General features: G+C 45.8%; 27 protein-coding genes. 26 read left to right on the forward strand and 1 reads right to left on the reverse strand.

The annotated features are described in order from the left end of the window. Positions 1-21: 21 nt before the first annotated feature. From J0M30_04645 to J0M30_04755, 23 genes are all read left to right on the forward strand, one after another. Positions 22-987: an SDR family oxidoreductase gene (locus J0M30_04645; protein ID MBN8666770.1), complete on the forward strand. Its 966-nt coding sequence runs from the start codon at positions 22-24 to the stop codon at positions 985-987. Beyond that, positions 984-2,039 (forward strand): dTDP-glucose 4,6-dehydratase, encoded by a 1,056-nt coding sequence (rfbB, locus tag J0M30_04650; protein ID MBN8666771.1) that lies wholly within the window; start codon positions 984-986, stop codon positions 2,037-2,039. The genes J0M30_04645 and rfbB overlap by 4 nt, the downstream gene beginning before the upstream one ends. A gap of 44 nt (positions 2,040-2,083) precedes the next feature. Further along, complete coding sequence (gene rfbA / locus J0M30_04655; protein ID MBN8666772.1) at positions 2,084-2,950, forward strand: glucose-1-phosphate thymidylyltransferase RfbA; 867 nt, start codon at positions 2,084-2,086, stop codon at positions 2,948-2,950. A gap of 30 nt (positions 2,951-2,980) precedes the next feature. Then, on the forward strand, positions 2,981-3,925 hold the full coding sequence (locus tag J0M30_04660; protein MBN8666773.1) for an NAD-dependent epimerase/dehydratase family protein: 945 nt from the start codon (positions 2,981-2,983) through the stop codon (positions 3,923-3,925). Positions 3,926-3,930: 5 nt separating this feature from the next. After that, positions 3,931-5,046: a GDP-mannose 4,6-dehydratase gene (gene gmd, locus J0M30_04665; GenBank protein MBN8666774.1), complete on the forward strand. Its 1,116-nt coding sequence runs from the start codon at positions 3,931-3,933 to the stop codon at positions 5,044-5,046. Between the two features lie 155 nt (positions 5,047-5,201). Continuing rightward, on the forward strand, positions 5,202-6,125 hold the full coding sequence (locus J0M30_04670) for a GDP-L-fucose synthase (GenBank protein ID MBN8666775.1): 924 nt from the start codon (positions 5,202-5,204) through the stop codon (positions 6,123-6,125). A gap of 47 nt (positions 6,126-6,172) precedes the next feature. Continuing rightward, complete coding sequence (locus J0M30_04675; protein MBN8666776.1) at positions 6,173-6,997, forward strand: ABC transporter permease; 825 nt, start codon at positions 6,173-6,175, stop codon at positions 6,995-6,997. 26 nt (positions 6,998-7,023) lie between these two features. Next, on the forward strand, positions 7,024-8,307 hold the full coding sequence (locus J0M30_04680) for an ABC transporter ATP-binding protein (GenBank protein MBN8666777.1): 1,284 nt from the start codon (positions 7,024-7,026) through the stop codon (positions 8,305-8,307). Beyond that, positions 8,304-8,939, forward strand: coding sequence for a hypothetical protein (locus J0M30_04685; protein MBN8666778.1), 636 nt, complete (start codon positions 8,304-8,306; stop codon positions 8,937-8,939). The genes J0M30_04680 and J0M30_04685 overlap by 4 nt, the downstream gene beginning before the upstream one ends. Then, a complete protein-coding gene (locus tag J0M30_04690; protein ID MBN8666779.1) occupies positions 8,932-9,561 on the forward strand; it encodes an HAD family phosphatase in 630 nt (209 codons plus the stop codon). Before J0M30_04685 ends, J0M30_04690 begins: the two co-directional genes overlap by 8 nt. A 3-nt stretch (positions 9,562-9,564) precedes the next feature. Continuing rightward, positions 9,565-10,302 (forward strand): glycosyltransferase family 2 protein, encoded by a 738-nt coding sequence (locus J0M30_04695; GenBank protein ID MBN8666780.1) that lies wholly within the window; start codon positions 9,565-9,567, stop codon positions 10,300-10,302. Positions 10,303-10,307: 5 nt separating this feature from the next. Continuing rightward, complete coding sequence (locus J0M30_04700) at positions 10,308-10,637, forward strand: hypothetical protein (GenBank protein ID MBN8666781.1); 330 nt, start codon at positions 10,308-10,310, stop codon at positions 10,635-10,637. A gap of 120 nt (positions 10,638-10,757) precedes the next feature. Next, positions 10,758-11,495, forward strand: coding sequence for a glycosyltransferase family 2 protein (locus J0M30_04705; GenBank protein ID MBN8666782.1), 738 nt, complete (start codon positions 10,758-10,760; stop codon positions 11,493-11,495). A gap of 42 nt (positions 11,496-11,537) precedes the next feature. Next, the gene (locus J0M30_04710) at positions 11,538-12,695 is read left to right on the forward strand and encodes a hypothetical protein (GenBank protein ID MBN8666783.1); all 1,158 of its coding nucleotides are present in this window, start codon (positions 11,538-11,540) and stop codon (positions 12,693-12,695) included. Positions 12,696-12,707: 12 nt separating this feature from the next. Continuing rightward, positions 12,708-13,541: an FkbM family methyltransferase gene (locus J0M30_04715; GenBank protein MBN8666784.1), complete on the forward strand. Its 834-nt coding sequence runs from the start codon at positions 12,708-12,710 to the stop codon at positions 13,539-13,541. 9 nt (positions 13,542-13,550) lie between these two features. Beyond that, positions 13,551-14,555 carry a glycosyltransferase gene (locus tag J0M30_04720; protein ID MBN8666785.1) on the forward strand — a complete coding sequence of 335 codons (1,005 nt, stop codon included), beginning with the start codon at positions 13,551-13,553 and terminating at the stop codon, positions 14,553-14,555. Beyond that, a complete protein-coding gene (locus J0M30_04725; GenBank protein ID MBN8666786.1) occupies positions 14,539-15,570 on the forward strand; it encodes an acyltransferase in 1,032 nt (343 codons plus the stop codon). The genes J0M30_04720 and J0M30_04725 overlap by 17 nt, the downstream gene beginning before the upstream one ends. A gap of 52 nt (positions 15,571-15,622) precedes the next feature. Further along, positions 15,623-16,378, forward strand: coding sequence for an FkbM family methyltransferase (locus tag J0M30_04730; GenBank protein MBN8666787.1), 756 nt, complete (start codon positions 15,623-15,625; stop codon positions 16,376-16,378). A 10-nt stretch (positions 16,379-16,388) separates the two neighbouring features. After that, a complete protein-coding gene (locus J0M30_04735) occupies positions 16,389-17,402 on the forward strand; it encodes a glycosyltransferase (GenBank protein MBN8666788.1) in 1,014 nt (337 codons plus the stop codon). Next, positions 17,399-18,529 (forward strand): glycosyltransferase, encoded by a 1,131-nt coding sequence (locus J0M30_04740; protein ID MBN8666789.1) that lies wholly within the window; start codon positions 17,399-17,401, stop codon positions 18,527-18,529. Before J0M30_04735 ends, J0M30_04740 begins: the two co-directional genes overlap by 4 nt. Positions 18,530-18,610: 81 nt before the next feature. Beyond that, a complete protein-coding gene (locus J0M30_04745; protein ID MBN8666790.1) occupies positions 18,611-19,504 on the forward strand; it encodes a glycosyltransferase family 2 protein in 894 nt (297 codons plus the stop codon). Then, positions 19,483-20,727 (forward strand): glycosyltransferase, encoded by a 1,245-nt coding sequence (locus J0M30_04750; protein MBN8666791.1) that lies wholly within the window; start codon positions 19,483-19,485, stop codon positions 20,725-20,727. Before J0M30_04745 ends, J0M30_04750 begins: the two co-directional genes overlap by 22 nt. Beyond that, the gene (locus J0M30_04755; GenBank protein ID MBN8666792.1) at positions 20,720-21,799 is read left to right on the forward strand and encodes a glycosyltransferase family 4 protein; all 1,080 of its coding nucleotides are present in this window, start codon (positions 20,720-20,722) and stop codon (positions 21,797-21,799) included. Before J0M30_04750 ends, J0M30_04755 begins: the two co-directional genes overlap by 8 nt. Here the strand turns inward: J0M30_04755 and J0M30_04760 are convergent. Further along, a complete protein-coding gene (locus J0M30_04760; GenBank protein MBN8666793.1) occupies positions 21,758-23,065 on the reverse strand; it encodes a hypothetical protein in 1,308 nt (435 codons plus the stop codon). The genes J0M30_04755 and J0M30_04760 overlap by 42 nt on opposite strands. 80 nt (positions 23,066-23,145) lie before the next feature. On the opposite strand from J0M30_04760, the gene asnB reads away from it, so the two are divergent. From asnB to J0M30_04775, 3 genes are read left to right on the forward strand one after another with little or no spacing between them, the layout of a single operon-like run. Continuing rightward, positions 23,146-25,053 carry an asparagine synthase (glutamine-hydrolyzing) gene (gene asnB / locus J0M30_04765; protein ID MBN8666794.1) on the forward strand — a complete coding sequence of 636 codons (1,908 nt, stop codon included), beginning with the start codon at positions 23,146-23,148 and terminating at the stop codon, positions 25,051-25,053. Between the two features lie 7 nt (positions 25,054-25,060). After that, positions 25,061-26,029 carry a polysaccharide deacetylase family protein gene (locus J0M30_04770; protein ID MBN8666795.1) on the forward strand — a complete coding sequence of 323 codons (969 nt, stop codon included), beginning with the start codon at positions 25,061-25,063 and terminating at the stop codon, positions 26,027-26,029. Continuing rightward, positions 26,001-26,825, forward strand: a complete 825-nt coding sequence (locus tag J0M30_04775; GenBank protein ID MBN8666796.1) for a hypothetical protein — start codon at positions 26,001-26,003, stop codon at positions 26,823-26,825. Before J0M30_04770 ends, J0M30_04775 begins: the two co-directional genes overlap by 29 nt. Position 26,826 lies beyond the last annotated feature (1 nt).

A 26,826-nucleotide genomic window follows, 5' to 3' on the forward strand; every position in this document is an offset into this window, starting at 1 on the left:
GATCGCATCAATAAACACACTTTGAAGATTTTATTAACTGGTGGGGCAGGGTTCATCGGATCCAATTTAGCGGAGCGACTGGTCAATGAGGAACGCGTGAGCCAGGTAGTGGTGTTGGATAACCTGGTTACCGGCAGCGAGGAGAATATTGCCCATTTAAAGGGGAATCCGCGATTCACCTTCATCCAGGCCGATATCAGGGATTATAATGTTTGCCTGGAAGCCATGAAAGGAATTGACCTGGTTTCTCACCAGGCAGCGCTGGGTTCTGTACCACGTTCTATTGCCGACCCCATTACTACCAATGCAGTCAATATCAATGGGACACTCAATATTTTTAATGCTGCGCGGGAGAATAATGTGAAACGGGTGGTGTATGCAGCATCTTCCTCAACCTATGGCGACCATCCAGGTCTTCCTAAAGTGGAGGACCAGATCGGCAGGCCCCTTTCTCCTTATGGGGTCACCAAACTGGTGAACGAACTTTATGCCAATGTATTTGCCGGATTGTATGATATGGAATTGATCGGATTGAGGTATTTCAATGTATATGGGCCTAAACAAAATCCTTTTGGCCCTTATGCAGCGGTCATTCCTTTATTCATTCATTCTTTTTTAGAGGACAAATCACCAAAGATCAACGGAAGCGGTGAGCATAGCCGTGATTTTACTTTTGTAGAAGATGTGGTACAGGCCAACCTGCTGGCCTTGTTCACCGATTCCCCGGCTGCGGTGAACCAGGTCTATAATATTGCCCGTGGAGACAGAACCAGTTTAAATGAACTCGTGCAACTGTTGCAGAAGATCACCGGCAAGAATATTCAGGCCGATCATGGCCCTGACCGAAGAGGCGATGTGTTGCATAGCCATGCGGATATTTCAAAGGCCCGTACTTTATTAGGATATGCGCCAACCACTTCCATTCGGGAAGGCTTGGAAAAGGCCTTTGGTTGGTATGGCTCGAACATGCAAATTTTTACGCCATGAGTTATCAACGAAATTTAATGATCACCGGCGGAGCCGGGTTTATCGGAAGTCATGTGGTTCGGTTATTTGTAAACAAATACCCGAACTACCGGATCGTAAATTTTGACGCGCTCACCTATGCCGGCAACCTGGAGAACCTGAAGGATATTCAAGGCGCGAAGAATTATGTGTTTGAAAAAGCGAATATTCTTGACACCGCTGAAATTGACCGTGTTTTTTCTCAATACCAGATTGACGGAGTGATCCATCTGGCGGCTGAGTCGCATGTGGACCGTTCCATTGTTTCCCCTCTTGATTTTGTGTACACCAATGTACTCGGGACAGTGAACCTGCTCAATGCGGCCAAAAAACACTGGACCTCTTTTGAAGGCAAACGTTTTTACCATGTTTCCACGGATGAAGTGTATGGATCACTGGGTGATACAGGTTTCTTTACCGAAACCACGCCGTATGATCCCAATTCGCCCTACTCCGCCTCTAAAGCTTCTTCCGATCATTTTGTGAGGGCCTATGGAGAAACCTATCACTTGCCCGTGGTGATCTCCAACTGTTCCAATAATTACGGGCCTAATCATTTCCCGGAAAAACTCATTCCGCTTTTTATAAATAATATTTTGGAGAAAAAACCATTGCCGGTTTATGGCGATGGCAAATACACGCGTGACTGGTTGTTTGTAAAAGACCATGCGATAGCCATTGACACGGTTTTTCACCATGGCCCCAACGGAGAGACCTTTAATATTGGCGGATTCAATGAATGGAAGAATATTGACTTGGTGAAATTGCTCTGCAAACTGATGGATGAAAAATTAAACCAGGCCACAGGTACCAGCGAAGGTTTGATAGCTTATGTGAAAGATCGTCCCGGCCATGACCGTCGCTATGCCATTGATGCCACCAAGATCAATAAAGAATTGGGATGGAAACCAAGTGTCACTTTTGAACAGGGTCTATCCGAAACAATAGATTGGTATCTGGCAAATGGAGAATGGTTGAAGCATGTGACGAGTGGGGAATACCAGGATTATTACGACAAGCAGTATAACAGCTAAAAGCCAATTATTATTCGCTTTTAGTTTTTGATAAAAATCAGGTTATGAAAGGAATCATCCTCGCAGGCGGCTCCGGCACGCGGCTTTACCCGATCACGAAAGCGATCTCAAAGCAGTTGATGCCTATTTATGACAAGCCCATGATCTATTACCCTTTATCCGTATTGATGATGGCGGGGATACGGGAGATACTGATCATTACCACACCGGAGGATAATCCCCAATTTGTACGCTTATTGGGGGATGGGCACCAATTGGGGTGCCGGTTTGAGTTTGCCATACAGGAAAAACCCAACGGACTTGCCCAGGCCTTTGTCATTGGTGAAAAATTCATAGGGTCAGACAAAGTTTCATTGATATTGGGGGATAATATTTTTTATGGCTCAGGGTTGGATTCCCTGTTAAGCCATATGCATGAACTGGAAGGCGGATGTGTGTTTGCGTATGAGGTTTCGGATCCGGAACGCTATGGGGTGGTGGAATTTGATGCGGACATGGTGGCGCGGTCAATTGAAGAGAAACCAACACATCCCAAAAGCAATTATGCGGTACCCGGACTTTATTTCTATGATAACTCAGTGGTGGAGATCGCACGCAACCTGAAGCCTTCGGCCCGGGGTGAATATGAGATCACGGATGTGAACAGGACCTATCTGGAACAGGGAAAACTGAAAGTGGCCATCATGGACCGGGGTACAGCCTGGTTGGATACCGGCACATTTGATTCCCTGAGTGATGCGACGGAGTTTGTACGGGTGATTGAAAAGAGACAGGGTACCAAGATCGGATGTATTGAAGAAGTGGCGTACCGAAAAAAATTCATAAACAAGGACCAATTGTTGGGTATTGCTGAGCCTCTGCGTAAAAGCGGTTATGGCAATTACCTTTTACAGATCGCGGATCGCTATTGATCCAATATATTTAACCACAAACTAAAACAGATGAAGATCCTCGTTACAGGCGGAGCAGGTTTTATTGGGAGTTCCCTCGCAGATTACCTGATTAGAAAGACCGATGCTTATGTTGTGATCGTGGACAACTACCTGACCGGAAGACAGCACAACCTTCCCCAATCGGATCGATGCAAGTTCATTAAGGCCAATGCCAATGACTTTAATGATATCTCCTCCGTTTTTCATGGATTCGGGTTTGATTATGTGTTTCATTATGCCGCTGTTGTGGGCGTTAAGAGGACATTGGAGAACCCGGTGATGGTACTGGACGACCTGATGGGGATCCGCAATATTCTCACCCTTTCCAAGAACACAGGCGTAAAAAGGGTATTCTATGCATCAAGCTCAGAGGTTTATGGGGAGCCCGTGCATTTGCCCCAGCATGAGCATACCACGCCACTTAATTCCCGCCTGCCTTATGCCGTGGTTAAAAATGCCGGAGAGGCTTTCTGCCGTTCTTATTACCAGGAGTATGGATTGGAATATACACTCTTCCGATTCTTTAATACCTATGGTCCCAAACAAAGCCATGATTTTGTAGTATCCCGTTTTATCGATGCGGCCTTGTTGGGCAAGCCGATCACTATTTATGGCGATGGTCAACAAACGAGGACTTTCTGTTATGTGGAAGACAACCTGGAAGCTACGACCAACTGTTTGCTCGAGAATAAATTCATCAATGATGTGGTGAATATTGGGAATGACCTGGAAATTTCGGTGTTGGATCTGGCAGAGGTCATCATCAAACTGACCAACTCAAAATCAAAGATCATTCACCTCGATCCATTACCCGAAGGCGACATGACCCGCAGGCAACCCGATATTGAAAAAATGCAATGCCTGCTCAATCGTCCTTTTATCAGCCTCGAAGAAGGCCTGGTGAAGGTGATCGAAGTTAGAAAGGCCCGTTTGGAAACACTTATTGAACAATAATTAATATGGCAAAAATCGCATTGATCACCGGGGTGACCGGTCAGGATGGAGCCTATCTATCCGAGCTTCTCTTGAAGAAGGGATATATTGTCCATGGCATCAAGAGAAGAGCGTCGCTTTTTAATACCGACCGGATCGATCACCTGTATCAGGATCCACATGTTTCTAACCGAAATTTTATTCTTCATTACGGTGACCTCACCGATAGCACCAACCTGATCCGAATCATTCAGGAAGTCCAGCCCGACGAGATCTATAATCTTGGGGCCATGAGCCATGTAAAAGTGAGTTTTGATACCCCCGAATACACGGCAAATACCGATGGTATCGGTACCCTGCGGATATTAGAGGCTGTTCGTTTGTTGAACCTTACCCATAAGACAAGGATCTACCAGGCCTCCACTTCTGAACTCTACGGAAAGGTGCAGGAAGTACCACAAACCGAGAAAACGCCTTTTTATCCACGTTCCCCATATGGAGTAGCTAAGATCTATGGTTATTGGATCACGGTGAATTACCGCGAAGCATATGGTATGTACGCCTGTAATGGTATACTGTTCAATCATGAAAGCCCTTTGCGTGGAGAGACCTTTGTTACCCGCAAGATCACACGTAGCGCGGCTCAACTGGCTTTGGGGATGACCTCAAAATTGTATGTGGGTAATCTGGATGCCAGTCGCGACTGGGGCCATGCCAAAGACTATGTGGAAGCCATGTGGCGTATGCTGCAACAGGATAAGCCGGAAGATTTTGTGATCGCAACGGGGATAACGACCAAGGTCCGCGATTTTATCCGGATGACCTTTGCTGAATTAGGCGTTGAACTGGAATTCAAAGGAGCCGGAGAAAAAGAAGTAGGGATCGTGAAATCCATCTCTCATCCCGAATTTGCTTTCAAACCCGGACAGGAGATCATCGCGATCGACCCAGCCTATTACCGTCCAACCGAAGTGGACCTCCTGATCGGTGATGCCACAAAGGCACGCACCCAATTGGGATGGACACCCAAATACAGTCTGCAGGATATGGTAAAAGAAATGGTGGCCAGCGATCTCGAATTTTTCCGCAAACATAAATTGTTGATGGATTCGGGGTTTCATGTGCTGCCGCAATTTGAATGAAGCGAGAGGGGTGAATGGTGGAAGGTGAATAGTGAATAGTGAATGGTGAATTGTGAGTTTCAAAAATCATACAATTCATACTCACGTCTCACGTTTCACGCCTCACTATTCACTATTCACTATTCACCCCTCACGATTCACTAATGCTCCAACCAATGAACAATCAATCCAAAATATTTATAGCCGGTCACCGCGGTATGGTCGGTTCGGCCATTCACCGGAGATTGCAGCAGGAAGGATTTACTCATTTTGTAACGCGTACCTCTGCTGAACTGGATCTGCGTAATCAGGAGGCCGTAGCTGATTTTTTTGCGAAAGAAAAACCCGAGTATGTTTTTCTGGCTGCCGCCAAAGTGGGCGGTATTGTAGCCAATAATACCTACCGGGCTGAATTTTTATATGATAACCTCATGATCCAGTCGAATGTGATTCATGAGGCGTACAGGAACGGAGTAAAGAAACTGATGTTTTTGGGTTCCTCCTGTATCTATCCCAAACTGGCGCCCCAACCTCTAAAGGAAGAATACCTCCTTACCGGATTACTGGAACCTACCAATGAGCCCTATGCCATTGCCAAGATAGCCGGGATCAAGATGTGCGAGGCCTACCGTGCTCAGTACGGATGCAATTTTATCTCGGTCATGCCAACGAATCTCTATGGGTTGAATGATAATTACGACCTTAAGAACTCACATGTACTTCCTGCCATGCTCCGGAAATTTCACGAAGCAAAAGTGGAAGCAAAGCCTTTTGTCGAGTTATGGGGTACCGGGTCACCCAAACGGGAGTTCCTTCATGCGGATGATATGGCTGCAGCCTGTGTGTACCTGATGAAAAATTATAATGAAGAGGGTTTTGTGAATATCGGAACAGGGGTCGACCTGAGCATTAAAGAACTGGCGGAAATGATAAAGGAGATCACTGGTTATTCAGGTGAAATAAAATGGGATACCAGTAAGCCCGATGGCACTCCGCGAAAACTGATGGATGTTTCGAGACTTCATTCCCTGGGATGGAAAGCCTCGATCGAATTGAGAGAAGGGATTGCAGCGGTTTATAAGGAAAAGTTTTTATCGTGAAGAGGAGATGTGTGAGACGCCTCACTCCTCACAAACACATACAACATATGTCCTTCGAAATACACATAGAACCCGGCCGCTCTGAGAAAAACTATTGGAAAGATCTCTGGAGATACCGGGAATTATTCTATATCCTTAGCTGGCGCGACCTGAAAGTGCGCTACAAGCAAACCGTGATGGGGGTTGCCTGGAGTGTGATCCGCCCTTTGCTGACCGTAGCCATTTTTACGATCGTGTTTAGCGTGATCGGAAAATTTGAAGCCCCGTTTGGTATCAATTATTCCCTGGTGGTATTCGCCGGTTTGTTGCCCTGGCAATTCTTTGCTTCCGGTCTTACCGAAGCCAGTAATAGCCTGATTGGAAATGAACGATTGATCTCGAAAGTATATTTCCCCCGGATGATCATTCCGGCGGCATCGGTCATTACCAGTCTGGTGGATTTTCTGATCTCCTTTGTGCTGATGTTGTTGCTGATGGCATTTTATCGCACAGTACCCGCCTGGCAGATCGTCTTTCTTCCCTTTTTTATACTTGTTGCTTTCATGGCCAGTTTTGGAGCCGGACTTTGGCTCACGGCCCTGAATGTGAAATACCGCGATTTCAAACATGTCGTGCCATTCATCGTACAACTTGGTTTTTATGCTTCCCCGGTTCCTTATATGACCAACCTGGTACCGGAGAAATACCGGTTATTATATCATCTGAACCCCATGGTTGGGGTGATCGATGGATTTCGCTGGTGTTTATTTGGAGACAAGATGACCCCCGACTGGAACGGGGTGTTGATCTCCATCGGGGTAACGATATTCCTGGTCGCCTTAGGGATTCGTACCTTCCGTCGAATGGAAAAGAGTTTTGCCGACCTTATCTAACTGATCCACTTATTTATTGAGAAACTATGTCCGACACAGTAATCAAAGTAGAGAACCTCGGTAAAAAATACATCATTGGCCACCAGGGAAAGGGTAGTTACAAGACCTTTCGCGAACAGGTGGTGGATGGCGTAAAAGGGTTCTTTAGTAAGACCGGAGGTTTGATCTCTGGCAAACAAATGGTGGATGGGGATGAGGTGGAAGAGTTCTGGGCCTTGCAGGGATTGAATTTTGAGATAGGCCAGGGTGAACGAGTGGGCATCATTGGCCGCAATGGTGCAGGGAAAAGTACCCTGTTGAAAGTGTTGAGCCGTATCACCGAGCCCAGTACCGGAAAGATCTCTATCAAAGGAAGGGTAGCCAGTTTGCTCGAGGTAGGCACAGGGTTTCACCCGGAGCTGACAGGCCGGGAGAATATCTATCTCAATGGAGCCATCATGGGTATGAGCCGGGCCGAGATCAAACGCAAATTTGACGAGATCGTTGATTTTTCCGGTGTAGAAAAATTCCTCGATACACCGGTGAAGCGATATAGTTCCGGGATGTATGTACGGCTTGCGTTTTCGGTGGCCGCCCACCTGGAGCCTGAAATATTAGTGGTGGATGAAGTACTGGCTGTGGGTGATGCCGAGTTTCAGAAAAAATGTCTTGGGAAAATGAAGGACGTTAGCTCCAATGAAGGACGCACCGTTCTTTTTGTCAGTCATAACCTCATGGCCTTGTCGAGTCTATGTTCCAAAGGGATCTACCTGAAGAACGGACAATTACAATTGCAGGGGGGAATTGAAGAGGTATTGTCCACCTATACCAAAGAAGGCGCCCATAGCAGCCAGAACGAATGGAGAGGTGAAGCCGGGGATGAGCACGTAAAGGTTCACAGCGCCCGGGCCTTTACCAATGAAGAAGAGTTTGGGTTCTTTACCCATAAAGATATTATCGTCGAGATCGAAGGGGAATTACTAAAACCGGTGTACGGTTTGATTTTGGGATTTACCCTTTGGTCACAATTCGATTATCAGTTAGCTTATACTTTATTTGATGATGCTGATCCCGATCCAGAGATCAGGACACAGACACCGGGCCCTTTCAAAAAACGGTTTGTGATACCGGCCAATACACTCGCATCGGGTAGCTATCGGGTGCAGTTTGATATTGGTATCCATAATCAGAAGCGGATCATCAACAATGAATGTGACCTGGAATTTTCGGTGGAGAATATTGCCGGCATCGGCCGTAAATACCTCACCGAGATGAAAGGCTCTAAAAGCCTTTTTCGTCCAGGCTGGTCGGCTGAAAAATTTAATCCATGATCATTCTGGCACATAGAGGCTATTGGAAAGAACCTGCGGAAAAGAATTCCGTGGCGGCCTTTGATCGCTCCTTTTCCCTTGGATTTGGGGTAGAAACGGATATCCGTGACTCCGGGCGCGAATTATTCATCGCCCATGATATGCCTACAGGTCAGGAGCAAACGGTCCCGGCCTTTCTTGATCAATACCAATCCTATCAACTCCCTATGATGCTTGCGCTCAATGTAAAAGCCGATGGGCTGCAGGCGGTCATGGCAAAGGAGTTGCAGGGACGGGGAATCGAATCTTATTTTTTCTTTGATATGTCCCTGCCCGATGCCATTGGGTACTGGAAACAGGGGCTTCATTTTTATACCCGCGAGAGCGAGTATGAGAAAGACCCCTATCTCTACGAAGCGGCCGCAGGTGTCTGGCTTGATGAGTTCAATGGACATTGGATCGATGAGCAGGTGATAGGGAAGCATATCCGTAAAGGGAAAAAAATATGTATCGTGTCGCCGGAGTTACACAAACGGCCTTATCAGGCAGAATGGGAGCATTATCGTCATTTAATCAATAAATTTGGATGGGAAGACCTGATGCTCTGCACCGATCTGCCCGAAGAGGCTCAAAATTTTTTCAAGCATGAGTAAAAAAATAAAGGCCGTCATTTTTGACATGGATGGCGTCCTGATCGACGCACGCGACTGGCACTATGAAGCCCTCAACAAGGCCCTGGGTCTTTTTGGTATGGCCATCAGCCGGTTTGACCATCTGGTCACCTACGACGGTTTGCCTACGCGCGAGAAACTCAAGATGCTGACCATGGAAAAAGGGTTTCCCGAAGGATTGCACGGATTTATCAATGACCTGAAACAACAGTACACCATTGAAGAGGTGATCATGAAATGCCGCCCGGTATTTCATCACCAATATGCTTTATCCCGGCTCAAAAGTGAAGGATATAAACTCGTGGTTTGCTCCAACTCCATCAAGGATACCATCACCCATATGTTGACCAAGGCGGGTATCATAGACTATTTTGATTTCTATTTATCCAACCAGGATGTAAAGAAAGGGAAACCCGATCCGGAGATGTACACAACGGCGATCACGCGGTTGGGACTTAAACCGGACGAATGCCTGGTGGTGGAAGACAACGAGAATGGTATTCGGGCAGCGGTCGCTTCGGGCGCGCACCTGTTAAAGGTAACCGGGGTGAATGATGTTCATTACCAATCGGTGACCCATCGCATCAACGAACTTAATAATTAACCCATGCTACAGATACTCATTCCTATTGCCGGTGGAAATGCTTTTTTCTCAGACCATGCGGAATACCAGTTTCCCAAACCCCTGGTGGAGATCGATGGGAAACCAATGATCCAATGGGTTTATGAAAACCTGTCGGAGATCGGTAACAAGGAAAAGAAATTCGTCTTTATTTTACGCGAAGAGGATTGTACACGTTTTCATCTTGATCAAACAGTGAATATTCTCACCGATGGTCAGGCTTCGGTGATCCGGCTGAAAGAAGAGACCAAGGGGGCTGTATGCAGTTGCCTGATGGCGATCGATTTCCTCGATCCCGAACAACCTTTGCTTATTGCCAATGGAGACCAGATCATTGAAAAGGACCTGGATGCCGCGATAAAATATTTTCAAAAGAATGATTTGGATGGCGGATTAGTGACCTTTGAATCTGTTCACCCCAAATGGTCATATGCCCGGATGGAAGGGGAATTGGTGGTTGAGACTGCCGAGAAACGCCCGATCAGTAAGAAAGCCATAGCGGGTATTTATTATTTTAAAAAAGCGGGAGATTTCGTCAAAGGCGGATTTGAGGTGATCAAAAAGAACACGAATACCAATGGTATCTTCTTCGTATCCTCTACCATCAATGAACTTATTTTAAATAATCAAAAGGTGGGGGCTTATTCCATTGCCAATGATCACTATCATTCTTTCTATTCCCCACAGAAGATCAAGGAATTTGAACATAGCCTGTCAAAATAGCCTGTATGGAGGTTTTTAAATTAGCGGACATGAAAGGTGGGTGGTTCATTGGAAACTTTGAACCCACGCTGTTAGCCACTGGTGAAGTGGAAGTGGCTGTCAAAAAATACAAGAAAGGCGACTACGAAAAAAGTCATTATCATAAGATCGCTACAGAGTATACCGTGATCGTGAGCGGGGAAGTGGAGATGAACGGGGTTCGGTATGCAGGAGGAGATATCATCCGTATCGATCCCGGTGAGGCAACCGATTTCCGTGTACTGAGTGAAGAGGTAGTGACGACAGTGGTGAAGTTGCCTTGTGTAGCTGGTGACAAGTATTTGAATAATCAATAACGTGAGGCGTGAGGCGTGAAACGTGAGACGTGAGTCGTGAATCGTGAGTTAATTCTCACGCCTCACGTTTCACGCCTCACGTCTCACGTCTCCCGCCTCACGATAAATAAATCTCTAACTGTGAATATCATCATTCCCATGGCCGGCGAAGGCTCGCGGTTTCGCAAAGCCGGTTTTGAAAAGCCCAAACCCTTTATTGATGTAGCCGGCAAACCCATGATCAAATGGGTGATTGAGAACCTGCTGGTGCCTGGTGCAAGTTTTACCCTGATCGCCCGTCAGGAGCATCTTGAAGCCGAGAAAGAATTGGTGGCTTCGCTGGAGCAGGAATTCCCCCTTCGTTTTATTTCGGTGAACCAACTGACAGAAGGCACGGCCTGTACTGTGCTGTTTGCCCGTCAGTTTATTAATAATGATACGCCGCTCCTGATTGCGAATTCGGATCAGTGGGTGGAGTTCTCTCTGGCCGATATGCTGGCCGATGCCCAGGCGAGAAAGCTCGAAGGCTCGATACTCACCTTTACCGACCATGAGCGAAACCCCAAATGGTCATTTGCCAAAGCGGATGAACAGGGGTATGTAACAGAAGTAAAGGAGAAAGTGGTTATCTCTGATAAGGCCACAGTGGGGATCTATTATTTTGCCAAAGGCTCTGATTTTGTGAACGCGGCGCTGGATATGATCGTGCACAATGACCGGGTCAATAATGAATTTTATACCTGTCCGGTTTATAACTGGATGATCCGGGAGGATAAGAAGATCGGGATCTTTGATGTCGAATTTGAAGATATGCATGGGCTTGGTACACCCGAGGATCTTAATCTCTTCTTGTCTTTTCTTGGGAATAAGAAGAAATAAACAAGCAATAATTCTTAGCGATAACCAGTTCAATATTTTGATTTGCGGATAGCTTTACTTCTTACTGGTCATTTACGGAGTTTTCGAAATACCCACCCCTCTTTTGAGGCATTGCGAAATATCCTCACGCAACAAGGAGAAGTAGATGTGTTTGCCCATACCTGGGATATAGAGGAGTCGGTGACTGCATCCTGGTGGAAAGACCACGCAGGCGAAGCTCCACCACCTCCCAACGTGGATGAAAATGAAATCAGGGAGTTGTACCAACCTGCTGCACTCCGTATTGAACCTTCGCGCCAGTTTGACGAGTTGCCTGTTTCCATTAAGTCGATCATTCCTGTATCCGGCCTTCTTTCCATGCTTTATTCTCAATTTCAGGCATGGAACCTCATGGACCTCTATGAAAAGGAGAATGGGGTAAAGTATGAGGTGTTGGTAAAAATGCGGTATGATCTCGGGTTTGAGATCGCCCCTGCCTTTGGTTCCCTGCTTCAACGAAGCCTGAATGAGCAGGTGCTATTTGTTCCCAATTCAAATCCCTACGAGTTGACCGGTGCCTGCGCCGATATTTTTGCCATCGGTGCGGCGGCACCGATGAGCAGCTATCTGCGGTTTTATGAACATTTTGAATCCACGCTCCGTCTGTACGAAGATCAGGGCTTTCGGGAATTGGTACCTGAACGGTGCTTAAAGACCTATCTAGAATCTCACCAGATACCCCACCTGGAACTGGACGGTATGCGCATCCATATATTAAGGAGCAATGGCGTTTTGTTCCGGATCTGTTCAGATCAATATTTTCCGGGGAATGAGCCACTTTGTTTTTTCCGGGAGACCATTAGTAAAAATGAAGCGGTGGTTCCGGCAGGGTCATCCCTGCTGGGAGAGACCAGGCACCAATTGATACACCGGTACACTGGCTGGTTGATACCAGAGTTAAGTCAATCTGAGAAAGATGCCTACGTTCGTTTTTACAGTGGGGAATGGATCGGGATTGCCCCGGTAAAGAAACTTGCCCAGGCGGATACGCGGGAAAAGATTTTCCACCCTTCTGTCATGAAGAGTTTTTTTGAGGAGGCTTTGTCTGCCGCCAGATATGGTTGGTGGAAACGATTTCAACTGGCCCTGTCGCTTTCGCAAACAAGTGTACAAGGCAGTTTTTATCTCAGGGTATTTATAAAAACAATGACCAAACACTAACCCGAATAATTTATGTACCAGGAGAAATTGATCTATGATGTGGGCATGCACAATGGGGATGACACCGCCTATTACCTGTCGCGCGGCTATCGGGTGGTAGCCATTGAAGCTGATCCGGTACAGGCAGAGGCCGGAGCCAAACGATTTGCCTCCGAAACCGCCTCGGGTCAACTGACCATCCTGAATATTGGTGTAGCCAAAGAGGAAGGGCAATTCGATTTTTATATCAATGAAGAAAAGCCTGAATGGAATTCCTTTGATCTTTCCATCACCAGTCGTGATGGATTGCCCTGGCATGCCATTCAGATTCAGGCGCGGCTTTTTGCCAATGTACTACGCGAGCAAGGGGTGCCTTACTATCTCAAAGTAGATATTGAAGGCCATGATTACCTCTGTATTGAAGGACTTGATTCGCAAAATCTGCCACGCTTTATTTCTGTAGAAGCCAATGACCTGACCTTGCTGGATGGGCTGGCGCAAAAAGGGTTTACCAAATTCAAGCTCATTTTCCAATACAACCTGGCCCATTTGGACCTTCCTCCCAACAATTATTTTAATCGCTGGCTTTGGGGTTATCGGTTGAGGCAATGGGATAATTTTCCCATCAAGGTATTTCGCAAATTGGGTGGCCGCCATTTTATTCATTGGCTGGATAAGAAAGCCGTTCCTCCCTATAGCCAATCCTTCAAGCAAGGCACTTCGGGTAATTTTGGAGAGGAATTAGGCGGAAAATGGAATGATTATGAAAAGGCCAAGCAGATCTATGGCTTTTATCATGACCTGTTTCACAGCCTTCCCAATAAAAAAGATTATGGGTTTTGGGTGGATATCCATGCATCCTGGTAAACATTGAACATGTCATTCAACGGGATATCCATTATCATTTGCTGTTACAACGCCGCTTCGCGGATACAACCCACTTTGCAAGCCTTGCAAAGACAGGTTGACCCCGGGTTTCCCTGGGAGGTGATCGTAGTAGATAATGCCTCAACCGATGATTCCGGTAGTGTGGCAAAACGAATATGGGAACAGGAACCGGTGACGGCCTTTACCGTGGTAAAGGAGGAAAATCCGGGATTGATACATGCCCGACATAAAGGGTTGGCTGAAGCCCGATTTGAGATCGTTTCATTTATTGATGATGATAACTGGGTAGAGGAGAAGTGGGTAATGAAGATCGGCGAAGTGTTTTCAATGGACACACAGATCGCTGCTACAGGTGGACAATCTTTACCCGCCTTTGAAAAAGCGGCCCCGGAATGGTTTCCTCGTTACCAGCAACACTATGCGGTAGGTAGGCAAATGGACCGCAGTGGCTTTATTGAGAAAGAGAAAGGCTTTCTGTGGGGTGCAGGCTTGAGTTTTCGGAAATCCATCTGGGAACGGTTAAAAAAGACCGGCTATCAGAACCTGACCATCGGCCGACAAGGAAAGAACATGATGGCAGGTGAAGATTCAGAACTTTGTTATGCCTTTCGATTAATGGGGTACAGGCTTTATTATCGGGATGATCTGGTGTTAACGCATTACATGCCCGATAACCGGATGCAATTTTCCTATTTATTAAAAATGATCTTTGGGTTTGGGCTGGCCCATGCACGTTTGAATTGTTATCGCGAATTATTGGACCCTAGTTTTAGCCTTCATGCCTGGTGGTATGAATGGATGGCAGCCCAGAAAAAGCGATGCACCCTGGAATTGAAATTGTTGGGCGCTTCAGGCGAGAACAGAGAAAGGCTGGCGATCAACAAGGCCTATTTTTCGGGATATGCCCGGCAGTTATTTCTTGACCGTGGCCGGCTTAAACAATTCACCCAGCAACTGAGGAAAATATTTAATTCTATTGAAAAGCAGGCTTGAGAATATCCAACACCTGAGAGGAATCGCCGCCATGTTGGTGGTATTTGTCCATTTCCCCACCGAGCTCCAACGATTTTGCGGTGCCATAGGCGTGGATATATTTTTCTTTATCAGCGGGTTTATCATTTATACCAGCATTGAAAAATCGGGTTACCATAACCGGCCATTGGAGTTTTTAAAGAAAAGGCTTCTTCGCGTTATACCCCTGTATTTTGCGGTGATGGCCCTTTACCTGCTGATGCACTTTTTGCTGGATGCCGTTCGGGAATCCTCTATTTCCCCAACCTTCTCCACAATGGATGTGGTTAAAAGCTTTCTCTTCATCCCCAATGCACATGATAATATTTACCAGGATCCCATTGTATTTCTGGGATGGAGCCTGAATTTTGAAATGCTATTTTACCTGATCACAGTCATCTGCATTGCTTTATTCTCCAAAAAATATTTTTTCCCGCTGCTTTTGGTTTTATTTTCCCTGGCCATGACAGGTGTATTAACCGGGGGATTTGAAAATGTGATCATTGACCAACTCACTTCACCCTTCCTGTTTTATTTTTGTATTGGTTTATTGATTGGCCGTTTTCAGCAACAGATTTCCGATCGGATTGCGCCTTTTTCAGAGGTATTGTTCTTCTCTTCACTCTATCTCATTTTTGTGGTAATGCTGGGAAAGGATTATGGATATGAGCATGTGGGTATTACACGGGAAAGGGTGGTTTATGATGGTGTTTCCTACCCGCGGTTTTTGATCTGGGGTATCCCTTCCCTGTTGCTTTTTCTGTCTTACTTCTCCTTTAGTCAAAAGTACCGGATCAGCAGCCGCTTCCTCAACGAGTTGGGCAACCGGAGTTATTCTATTTACCTTTTACAGATATTTTTTATTCAATTCCTGTACGAAGCCGGGTTTCTCTTTAATTCAGTCGGGAAAACCATTCTTTCCTTTGTGCTGATGGGCATTTTGGTATGGTTTTCGGGGTTAAGCTTCAAGTACTTTGAAAAAAGGTTTCACAGTTAAATGTTAGCATGCTTAAAATCCCGGTAATTGACACGGCCAATAAATGCAAACCATGCTGAGTATTGTGGGGCGTGTGTTGGGACGGAATTCCAGGCTCTTCAGAGAACTTATTGTATTTCGTAGGTTTGGATGGAACCGGCCAAGGTGGCTTTCCGGCTTGGATAAGGTATTGCAGACTTATAATGCCTGCAAAAACGGGGTGGTTCGGTTTGTGCAAATTGGATCCAATGATGGCATGAGTGGAGATCCGTTGCATAAGTATATTAAAAAGTACGAATGGCGGGGGATACTGGTGGAGCCCATGCAGTCCATTTTTGATCGGCTGGTCGCGAACTATCAAGGGGAGCAGCAGCGACTTTATTTTGCGAATGTTGCGGTTGGTCCTGCTGATGGATTTTCATCCTTCTTTTATGTGGATGACAAAGCAAAGGAATTACCGGAATGGGCCAGTCAACTTTCCTCTTTCAACCGAGATGTGATTGAGAAGCACACGGCGTATTTCCCGGGAATTCAAGATCGAATCAAAGAAATAGCTATTGAAACGCTTCGCATTGATTCCCTGCTGGAGCGGTTTCAGTTTTACGAAGTTGATTTGGTACACATCGATACGGAAGGGTCAGATTATGAAACCTTAAAGACAATAAACTTTGATCGTATATCACCAGATATTATTATCTATGAACATAAACATCTCTCATCGCGTGAAGCACAAGAAAGTGTAAGTTTGTTGCGAAAATGGGGATATAAATTATATATCTGTGGTGGCGACTGTCTGGCGGTAAAAAAAACAATGGCTTTAAATTTCTGATTTTAAAAGAATGCTGAAAATATCTGTCATCATACCTTCCTTTAATCAGGGGCAGTACATTGAGGAAACACTTCGATCCGTCACTGAACAAGGGTACCCTAATCTGGAACTGATCGTTATTGATGGAGCAAGTACGGATCAATCGGTGGATATCATCCGGAAGTATGAAGGCCGTATCAGTTTTTGGATCAGTGAAAAAGATAAAGGCCAAAGCGATGCGATCAATAAAGGGTTTCAGCGGGCCACTGGTGATATCATTACCTGGCTGTGCAGCGATGATCTTTTTACACCAGGCACTTTGCATAAAGTAAATGAACATTTTTCTTCACTTCCCCCTGAGACTGGTTTAATTCACGGAGGTGTTGTGGTATTTAGTAAGGCCGGGGATGATCATACAGATTTTGGGTATCCTGACCCTTCGGTGGAACGGTATATTTCGGGAATGGCCTTTTCTCAACCCGGTGCTTTTTTTCGGAAGAAATACCTGGATCTGGTGAATGGCCGTGTTTCAGAAGCCCTCCATTATGGAATGGATTATGACCTGTTTGCCCGGCTGGCTTGTGTCTGTCAGTTCAAGGCTGTTCCGGATGTTTACGCCAGATATCGCCTGCATGAGGAAAGTAAATCTGTATCCCAGCAAGACAGGTTCATTGTTGATTGGTGCCGGGTTTATCTCAACCTTTGTGATCATCTTGGCTGGACGGAAACAGCCAACCTGCTCCGTTCCGTTTCACCCCTGAAGGATGCATTTTCCTATTCGATGGAGCATGATTTTTCCATCAAGCCCTCCATCTTCGAAAAAGTGGATCAGCGCAAATCCCTTTTTTATCATCTTAGTTATCAGTTAAGGGCGCTATATGCCGCAGGAAATATCAAGGATTCAAAACGTATCCTTCTTTTTCTTCAAAAGAATTATCCTGCTGACTGGATCGCTGAGGAAAAGCGAGTGCCTTATATTGCCCGAAAACTACAACTTCCCACCTTAGTCCTATTGACCTTGCGAAAAGTCAAATCCTGGATATGACCGTTCTATTTTGCCTCTCTCACATCAAGAAGTCTCTTCAATGGTTTTGGTTTGCCGAACAACTTAAAAAGGAAGGCATCAACCAGGTCTATGTCATCATTGATATCAATGCTGATGAGGATCTTTACCTCTGTGATGATCTGGCTAAACTTGATTTGCCCGTTTATAAACTTCCGCACACCGGAAAATGGTCGCATATCAAGAATATGCTCATGGTGTCCGACCTGATCAAAGAATATAATGTGGATCTTATCCATTCATCCCTTCCATTTGGTAATCTGGTCGGCCAGGTAGCGGGTAGAATGGCCGGATTGAATAAGCTGGTGACTACCTGCGAGAATGTAAGCTGGGCACATGATTTCAACAATAAGAAACAGGAGCGATTGGATAAATTCACCTTCAATACAGCCCAACGTGTCATTGCTACTTCGGATATCGCCCGAAAATACCTGGATGAAAACTGGGATTTTGATAAATCAAAGCTGAGTACCATCTATCATGGCGTCAAACCTGCCGATTATGAAGTGAGCCCGGAAAGGGTACAAGCTGTACGGGAGCAATTGAAAGACCTTAACCTGGAGAATTCCTTTGTTGTAGGTGTTTTATCGCGGTTTGAATTTTGGAAAGGGCACCAATTTATCATTGAAGCGGCCCGCTTGCTAAAAGACTACCCAGAAATACGGTTTTTTATATTTGGCGTAAAAGGCTCTTTTTATGATGAAGCCATGCAGCTCATCGAAGAGTACGGTTTGGAAGATAAAGTGGTATACGGTGGTTTTGTAAACGATACGTCCGCGCTATACCAACTATTCGATGTGCATCTGCATGTTCCGATTGATGAACATGTGGAAACAGGGGGCATCACCATCATTGAAGGTATGATAGCCCAACGCCCCCAGATTTTGACCCTGTCAGGTTATGCATACCAGTCTGCCCGCCATATGGTGAATGCCTATGTGGTTCCTTTTAAAGATGCAGAGGCTATTGCTAAAGCCGTAATTTTCATGAAACAAAACCCGGAAGAAGCCAAACGCATGGCAGCCCAGGCAAAAAAAGACGCTTATGCCTTTAGCGTTCAGGAAAAAACCCGGATGCATATTTCCCTTTACAACGAGCTTCTTTCCTAACTCCTCTTGCGCCCCTTTGTAGCATAGCAGTAAAACTGTCCGTAAGGATTTCAGGATGCAAACGAGCGCTAAAAAAGTTACATGCCTTTTTTTTCCGTAATCATACCAACCTATAATCGTGCAGACCTGATCTCCGAAACCATACATTCGGTATTGGGTCAAACCTTTATTGATTTTGAAATATTGGTGGTAGATGATGGCAGTACCGATGATACCGGTGCCATTGTGACCCGGTTTTTTGGTGGGCATGAAAAAGTAAGATATTTTCTTAAGCAGAATGAAGAACGGGGCGCGGCGCGGAATTTTGGATTGGAAAAAGCGCTTGGTGAATTTGCCCTTTTCTTTGATTCGGATGACCTGATGAAACCGGATTATCTTTCTACCTTGTACGAGGTAATCCGAAAAACGCCGGGGATTCATTTTCTGGCCACTAAATATGATTTTCTTCTTCGTGATGGACAGCATAAACCGGCGCCTATCCAGTCGCTGGCGGAAGGGTGGTATGATCGTGATTTCTTTTTAGCCGGTAATATACTCGCCTGTAATTATTGTATCCGGATAAAGGATAAACTTTTCAAACCTTTCCCACCACAACGTGAGTTATCGAGCATGGAGGATTGGCTTTTTATCCTGCTCAATACCGAACGCTTCCGGCTTTTTATAAAAGATAAAGTGTGCATGAGCATGCGGGAGCATGATGACCGCTCGATGGGAAATAACCAGCGGGTGATCGAAGCACGACAAAAAGCAACTGACTGGGTTGTGCGGGAACTGGAGCTAAGTCACGGCGAAGAAAAAAAGATACGGGCCTGGTCACATTATTTCTGTGGCATACATGAATACCTGGATCATCATCGGGCTGCTGCCGTAAAAGAAGCTTGCCGTGCTATTGCAGGTGCAGGGGTAAACCGGAAATTCATTTTATTATTTTTCAAATCTGTGATTGGACGAAAATGGATTCAACGTCTCCGATAAAGATCAAACATGCTTTGCTGATCTTCACCCAGTGGAGTTATAAGGATGCGCTTATACAAACCTACACCTTGCCTTATGTTAAGATCATTCGGCAAGCCATACCCGCTGACAAGAAGATATTTTTAGTGACTTCCGAACAGGAGGCCATCAGCCTTTCTCCCGAAGAAATTGTACAAATAAACAATTCCTGGAAAGAGCAGAATATCGAGCTTGTCGCCTTTCCTTACCGGCGGTTTGGCATCAAAAAACTACTTGGGTTTGCAGCACAGGTCATGCGCATTTTCAGATTGATCGTGGCCAATAGGGTTGATGTGATCCATGCTTTTTGTACACCGGCAGGGGGCATGGCCTGGGTGTTGAGTGTATTAACCGGCCGCAAACTGGTGATCGATAGCTTCGAACCCCATGCCGTAGCAATGGTCGAGAATGGTACCTGGCCAAAAACAGGGTGGGCCTATCGGATACTTTTCTGGTTAGAGAAAAGACAAGCTCAACGGGCAACCTATATTATCTCTGCAACCAAAGGGATGCGTGATTTTGCCAAAACCACCTATGGTATCGATATCGGCCCAAAAATGTTTGTAAAGGGCGCCTGTGTGGATTCTACATTATTTTATCCGCGTCCCAAAGACCTCCAGTTGGCCTCTTCGCTGGGATTGGGTGATGACAAGATCGTTTGTGTATATGCCGGCAAATTGGGCGATATCTATTATAATGAGGAGGTATTTTCTTTTTTAAAGGCAGCCCATTCTTATTGGGGCGACCGGTTCCGGTTCCTGTTGTTGACCAATAAGAAAAGAGCCGTGTTGGATGCCCAGCTTGACCAGTCCGGCATTCCCCGTGAGGTATTGGTCAATCAATTTGTCCCCCACCAGGATGTGCCACGTTATATGTCCCTCGCCGATTTTGGCATTACTCCGGTAAAACCGGTGCCTTCCAAACGATACTGTACTCCGATCAAGGATGGCGAATATTGGGCGATGGGATTACCCGTTGTGATCAGTCCCAATATTTCCGATGATTCAGAAATTATTCAGCAGACCGGTACGGGGGTGGTTCTGGATATGGCCGATGCCAGTGCACACCAGGCGGCACTTGAACAGTTGGACAAGCTGCTCAATGGAACCGATAAAGTAGCCCTGCGGGAAAAGATTTTACATAATGCAGAAACCTACCGCTCCTATTCCATTCCGGCGCGTATCTATCCTGCCATTTATGCCTGAGAAAAAACCACACATACATTTCTGGGTACCCTATCCCCTGGGCGAAGCCCCTTCCCAACGTTTCCGGGTAGAACTTTTTTTGCCCTTGTTGGACAGTGAAGGGTATACCTATGAGCTGCTGACCTTTTTGGATGAACAGGCCTGGAAGGTTTTATACAGAAAGGGTAGCGGTATGCAAAAAGCATTGGGTACGCTCAAAGGATATTTTAGACGTGTAGGGCATTTGTTCAAATCCCTGCAAGCCGATTATATATTTATTCATCGCGAGGCGGCTCCGCTTGGGCCTCCCGTATTTGAATGGTTATTGGCCAAGGTTTTTCGCAAAAAGATCATACATGAATATGATGATGCCATCTGGATACCTGGCGGGGAAAAGATTTCCTTTCTTAAAAAATTCCTCAAAGCTACCTGGAAGATCAGGTATATCATCAAATGGTCCTATAAGGTAGTGGGCGGTAATGACTTTTTGTGTGACTATGCCCGTCCCTACAATAAGAATGTGGTGTTGATACCTACTGTGGTGGACACGGAAAAGGGTCACCATGCCATGCGGGACCAGTATAAAGGAGAGAAGGTAGTGGTGGGTTGGACAGGTACACATACCACGCTGCATAACCTGGAAGAAATAGAAGGGGTATTGAAAGAATTGGCCGAGTCGGGAACCTGTGAGATCCTTATCATTTCCAATAAAGCACCAGAATGGGATTTCCCTTTCACTTTTGTAAAATGGAAAGCGGAAACGGAGTTGGAAGACCTGCTTCGTATGCATATAGGTGTTATGCCACTAAAGCAAGGCCCCTGGTTTGAAGGGAAATGTGGTTTTAAACTTATTCAATACCTCTCTTGCGGAATCCCCGCTTTAGCTTCACCGGTAGGGGTTAACCCCAAAATACTTCTCCATGAAGAATGTGGGTATATCTGTTCCTCACCCGGGGCCTGGAAAAGCGGTTTGCAAAAACTGATAGCCGATCCTGAATTGCGCACGCGAATGGGTAAACGGGGCAGGCAGCATATGGAAGACCACTACAGTTTACGTTCCACTTCCCTTTTGTTCCTGGAACTTTTTACGTAATACCAGCTGTTCCTTCGGCGGATTAAAAATGATGAACAGGAGCGCGAGGTAGAAAGGCATACAGGGAATCTTATACCGGGACAAGGATCCGAAATTGGACGTAGATAATCCTACCGCAAAGGCGAATACCAGGGTAAAGATGATACAGAATTGAAGGGTTTCATCCCCCAGGATCCGCAAGACAACCCGGATTGGGTTGTTCTTAAAGATCACAATGATCGTAAAGCCAAGGAAGATAAGTGATTCCAAGGCCGATAAGAACACAATTGGTTTTCTTGCTTCCCATAAATATGGCCGGAACAAGGTTACATTGATCGAGGCCGGCGCCTTCTCCAGCATCCCCATCAAGGTTGGGTCCATGTCACCCAACGTATATCCCGAGCCATCCTGCTCGTTGGAGATACGGTATAAATAATCCCGGGTAATCGAGGATTTGTAGGCAATACTCTCCACATTATATTCCCCAAATAATTCCGTTTGCATTCTTCCCCCCACCACTACAAGGGCAATAATACTGATGCCATAGAGTAAATATCGCGACACAATGATCCAGCGGGTGTCTTTGATCTTATAGGACAAAAGACCCATTCCCCACAACAAGGCAGCTGGCAAAAAGGCCAGAACGATATACGATTTCACCACAAAAATGATATAGAGAAAGAACAGGGATTTCACGCTGTTGGCCAATATATTCTTGTTGTCGTAAAATATCAGGTAGAAATAGTGTACCAGCCAACCGATACAGCTAAAAGTGAGCGTATCTTTCAAAAATCCCGAACCCCAGAAGAAAACACTGGGAATAAACAAAAAGGAGATGGCCATTTGCTTTTGTAGCTTCGGGTAGAGTTTGGTAAATACTACAAACATTTTCCAAATACCAATAAAGGAAATTGCGCAGAAGACAACAGCCGTTGGCAGGTAGGTGGTAAGCGTAAATACGCCGATAAATGCGCCGATGGCGGGTACCAGATAGTCGGCAGGGCTGCTGTACCAGATCATTTTGGAGGTATAGGGAAAAACATCCGTATCATAGGGGTCAGCCGAGGCGGTCAGCAATTTGAACCAGGTGGAAAAGGAGTCGGAGAGTGAGGAATTGATCAAGGTGGAGTGTTCCCAAAAATTAAGGGTATCCCCACCTTTATAATAATACTGGTAAACGATACCGATAAAAACAGCCCCAACGATTTTTACTGTAAAGGCAGGCAGAAAATACTTTCGAAGTGGATGCAGGATCGGATAGTATTTATTCCGAAAATATGCCGCCATTATATATACAATAAAAAGGAAGATGGGAAGTAATAAGTAATCGTTTATAGTAATATATTGCATAAAATAATTGGCGTCAGATGTGTGGCATCACCGGAATCATAGCCCGTACAGATCGGGGCAGGCAGCGACTTTCAAAAATACAACAATCCGTTGTTTCTCTCGAAAAAAGAGGGCCTGATGACGAAGGTGTTTATTCCAACCACCATGTAGCCCTGGGACATCGAAGGCTTTCCATCATTGACACCAGCGAAGGGGGCCACCAGCCAAAATGGGACCCTACCCATCGCTGGGTGATCGTATTTAATGGGGAGATATTCAATTATCAGCAGCTTCGCGACCGTCATTTTTCAGAAGAACAAAAAGCCGCCCTCCAATCTCAGTCCGATACCGAGATTCTCCTTCACCTTTTCATCCGCAAAGGTTTTGACTGCCTTTCTGAATTGGAAGGTTTCTTTGCTTTTGCGATCTATGATTACCAGGAAAACCGTCTCTATATGGCCAGGGACCGGTTTGGTAAAAAGCCTTTGTACATTTTTGAGGATGAGGACAACCTGATCTTTGCCTCGGAAATGAAAGGCATCCTGGCTTATGAAATCCCCAAACAGATCAATTACGATTCCCTTTACCAATATTTTCAGCTCTCTTATATACCACAACCCCAAACCATATTACAGGGGGTGCGCAAACTGGCGCCCGGGCATTGTCTCGACATTCGGGTAAGCGAAGGAACAAGGGAAGAGAAACCCTGGTATGTACTGCCCGTAGCGACAAATTATCAATCGGCACTCAACTATAATGATGCACAAAAGGAACTTGTGCGGTTGCTGGATGAAGCCGTACAAAAAAGATTGGTAAGTGATGTTCCCCTGGGAGCGTTTCTTAGCGGAGGTATCGACTCCTCGGTGGTGGTTGCCCTGGCCAGCAGACATGTAAAACATTTTCGCACCTTCTCGGTAGGCTATAAAGGCGATAATTTCTTTGATGAAACACAGTACGCTGAAATGGTCGCCAAGAAATTTCAGACCGACCATACGGTTTTCTATCTGGATCATTCGGATTATCTCGATTCCTTTTTTCCTGCCCTCGACTATCTCGATGAGCCGTTTGCCGATCCTTCTCTCTTACCACAGTTTATCTTAAGCCAGCAAACCCGGAAATATGTATCGGTGGCCGTTTCGGGTGATGGCGGGGATGAGGTATTTGCCGGATATAATAAACACTATGCCGAATGGCGGGCACGTCGCCGTGACCTTGTCAGTTTTCTGGTTAGGGCCGGTCATCCCTTGTGGAAAGCCATGCCCCGTAACCGTACGAGTAAGATCGGCAACCTGGTCAGGCAGCTCGATCGTTTTGCTGAAGGCAGCAAACTCAATTGTCACGATCGCTATTGGCGATGGGCCTCCATCCATACAACCGATGATATTAGCCGTATCATGACCCCGGAAACACTGGCGCAGGTAAATAAAAGCCAGGTTGAGAAAGTAAAACAGGATGCCCTTCGCTACCTGAATGAAGAAGATTTTAATTCTGTATTAAGAACAGATATGGAGCTGGTGCTTACCGGGGATATGCTGGTAAAAGTAGACCGGCTAAGCATGGCCAATGGATTAGAGGTAAGGTCACCCTTTTTGGATCATCATGTCGTAGAGTTTGCCTTCTCCCTGCCTGCCAAATACAAGATCAAGGGCAACCACCGTAAACGTATAGTGCGGGATTCTTTTAGAAGCCTGTTGCCCCCGGAACTCTACCACCGCCCCAAAAAAGGATTTGATGTGCCGATGCTCAATTGGTTCAAACACGAATTGAATGAATATTTGTTTAATGATCTTTTCAAGGAGTCGACCATTCGTGAGCAAGGGATCTTAAATCCGGAATATATTGAATCCATCCGAAAAGAATTGCAATCTTCGGTTACCCACGATACGGTCGAAAAACTATGGATACTCTTATCCTTTCAATATTGGTATAATAAGTATATGACTTAAGCAACACATGGCAAAAGGAGTTTTTACCATATCACTCGATTTTGAATTGTTCTGGGGTGTTCGTGATCACCGGAGCCTCGAAGGGTATGGCCCGAACATTGCCAAAGTGCAGGAAGTGGTTCCTGCCTTACTGGATCTGTTTAAACGCTATGAGGTGCATTGTACCTGGGCTACCGTGGGTTTTCTTTTTCATGAGAACAAGGAAGTCCTGATGGAAAAATGGCCGGCCACCTTACCTGATTATTTGCGGAAAGAATATGATCCTTATCCCTATGTCAGGGATCAACCACTTGAAAGGATCTACCATTTTGCCCCGCATCTTATCCAGCAGATCCGTCAGTCACCCGGACAGGAGATCGGTACGCACACCTATTGCCATTTTTATGCGTTGGAAAAGGATACAACTTCGGAGCAATTCAGAGCCGACCTCGTAGCGGCCATCGAAGTGGCCCATGAAAAGGGAATCCCTATCCACAGTATCATCTTTCCCCGAAATCAATATGGGCCGGTACATATTTCCATTTGTGAAGAGCTTGGTATTAAAGTATTCAGAGGAAATGAGGAGTCGTCTGTTTACCGCCCCTTATCCAGAGAGGAGGAGAATTCGTTTCGCCGTGCCATAAGATTGGCCGATGCCTATTTGAATATTACGGGTCATCACACCCATGCATGGCCGAAACCCGCGCCGATCATCAATGTACCCGCCAGTCGTTTTTTAAGACCCTGGTCATCGTCGCTTTCGGTGTTTGATCCACTTCGATTTCGTCGGATCAAAAAAAGTATATGGCATGCAGCCGGGCAAGGTCGTATTTATCATCTTTGGTGGCATCCACACAATTTTGGAAGTCACACGGAAAAGAATATGGAGTTTTTAGAACGCATCCTGAAGGAGTATTCCATTGCGAGGGAAAAAGGGCTGATGGAGTCGCTCAACTTATTTGAGATCTATGAACGAACCAACCATACAAGGACCTAGACTCGTACTTCTCGCCAGAGATACGGATTCAACCTGGATGATATATAATCATATTCATCCACAGATTCCTATTGACCATGTCATTTTGGAAAAACCGGTTTCGCGTTGGTTGCTGATACGTAACCGGGCCAGGCGGATCGGATGGATGAAGGCCTTGGGGCAGGTTTTTTTTATTTCCTGTATCTCTCCTCTTATCAATTTTCTTTCCCGGGAACAAAAAAGGTTACTCTATCAACAATACCGGATTGACAACCGAAAACCGACAGGTAACAGGATCGTGCCGGTAAGTTCGGTCAATAGCAAAGAGTGCCAGGCCATGCTGCAAAAGCTCAACCCCGATCTGGTACTTGTCAATGGTACAAGGATCATTTCCAACCAGACCCTGCAAAGTGTAACGGCCCCCTTTATCAATATTCATGATGGTATAACTCCTGCATTTAGAGGTGTTCATGGGGGATATTGGGCCCTGGCAAGCGGACAACCTGAACTTTTTGGCACCACCATCCATTTTGTCGATAAAGGAGTAGATACCGGAGGAATCATCGACCAAATCTTTTTGCAACCTTCAAAGAACGATAATTTTGCCACCTATCCGATCCTGCAGCATGCAGCGGCCTTGCCTGTGTTAAAAGAAGTGTTGGAAAGGATCATTCGTGGTGAGACCATTACCCCCCGTAAACCTGTCTGTGAAAATAGGCCGCTTCATTTTCATCCTACCATCTGGGAGTGGATGCGAAACCGAAAGCGGACCCTTGGATTAGTTTTTTTGTTTCAATCATTAGCCCATTTTTCCTGAC

This window comes from Chitinophagales bacterium, assembly GCA_017303415.1.
Classification (GTDB): Bacteria; Bacteroidota; Bacteroidia; order Chitinophagales; family Chitinophagaceae; genus SpSt-398.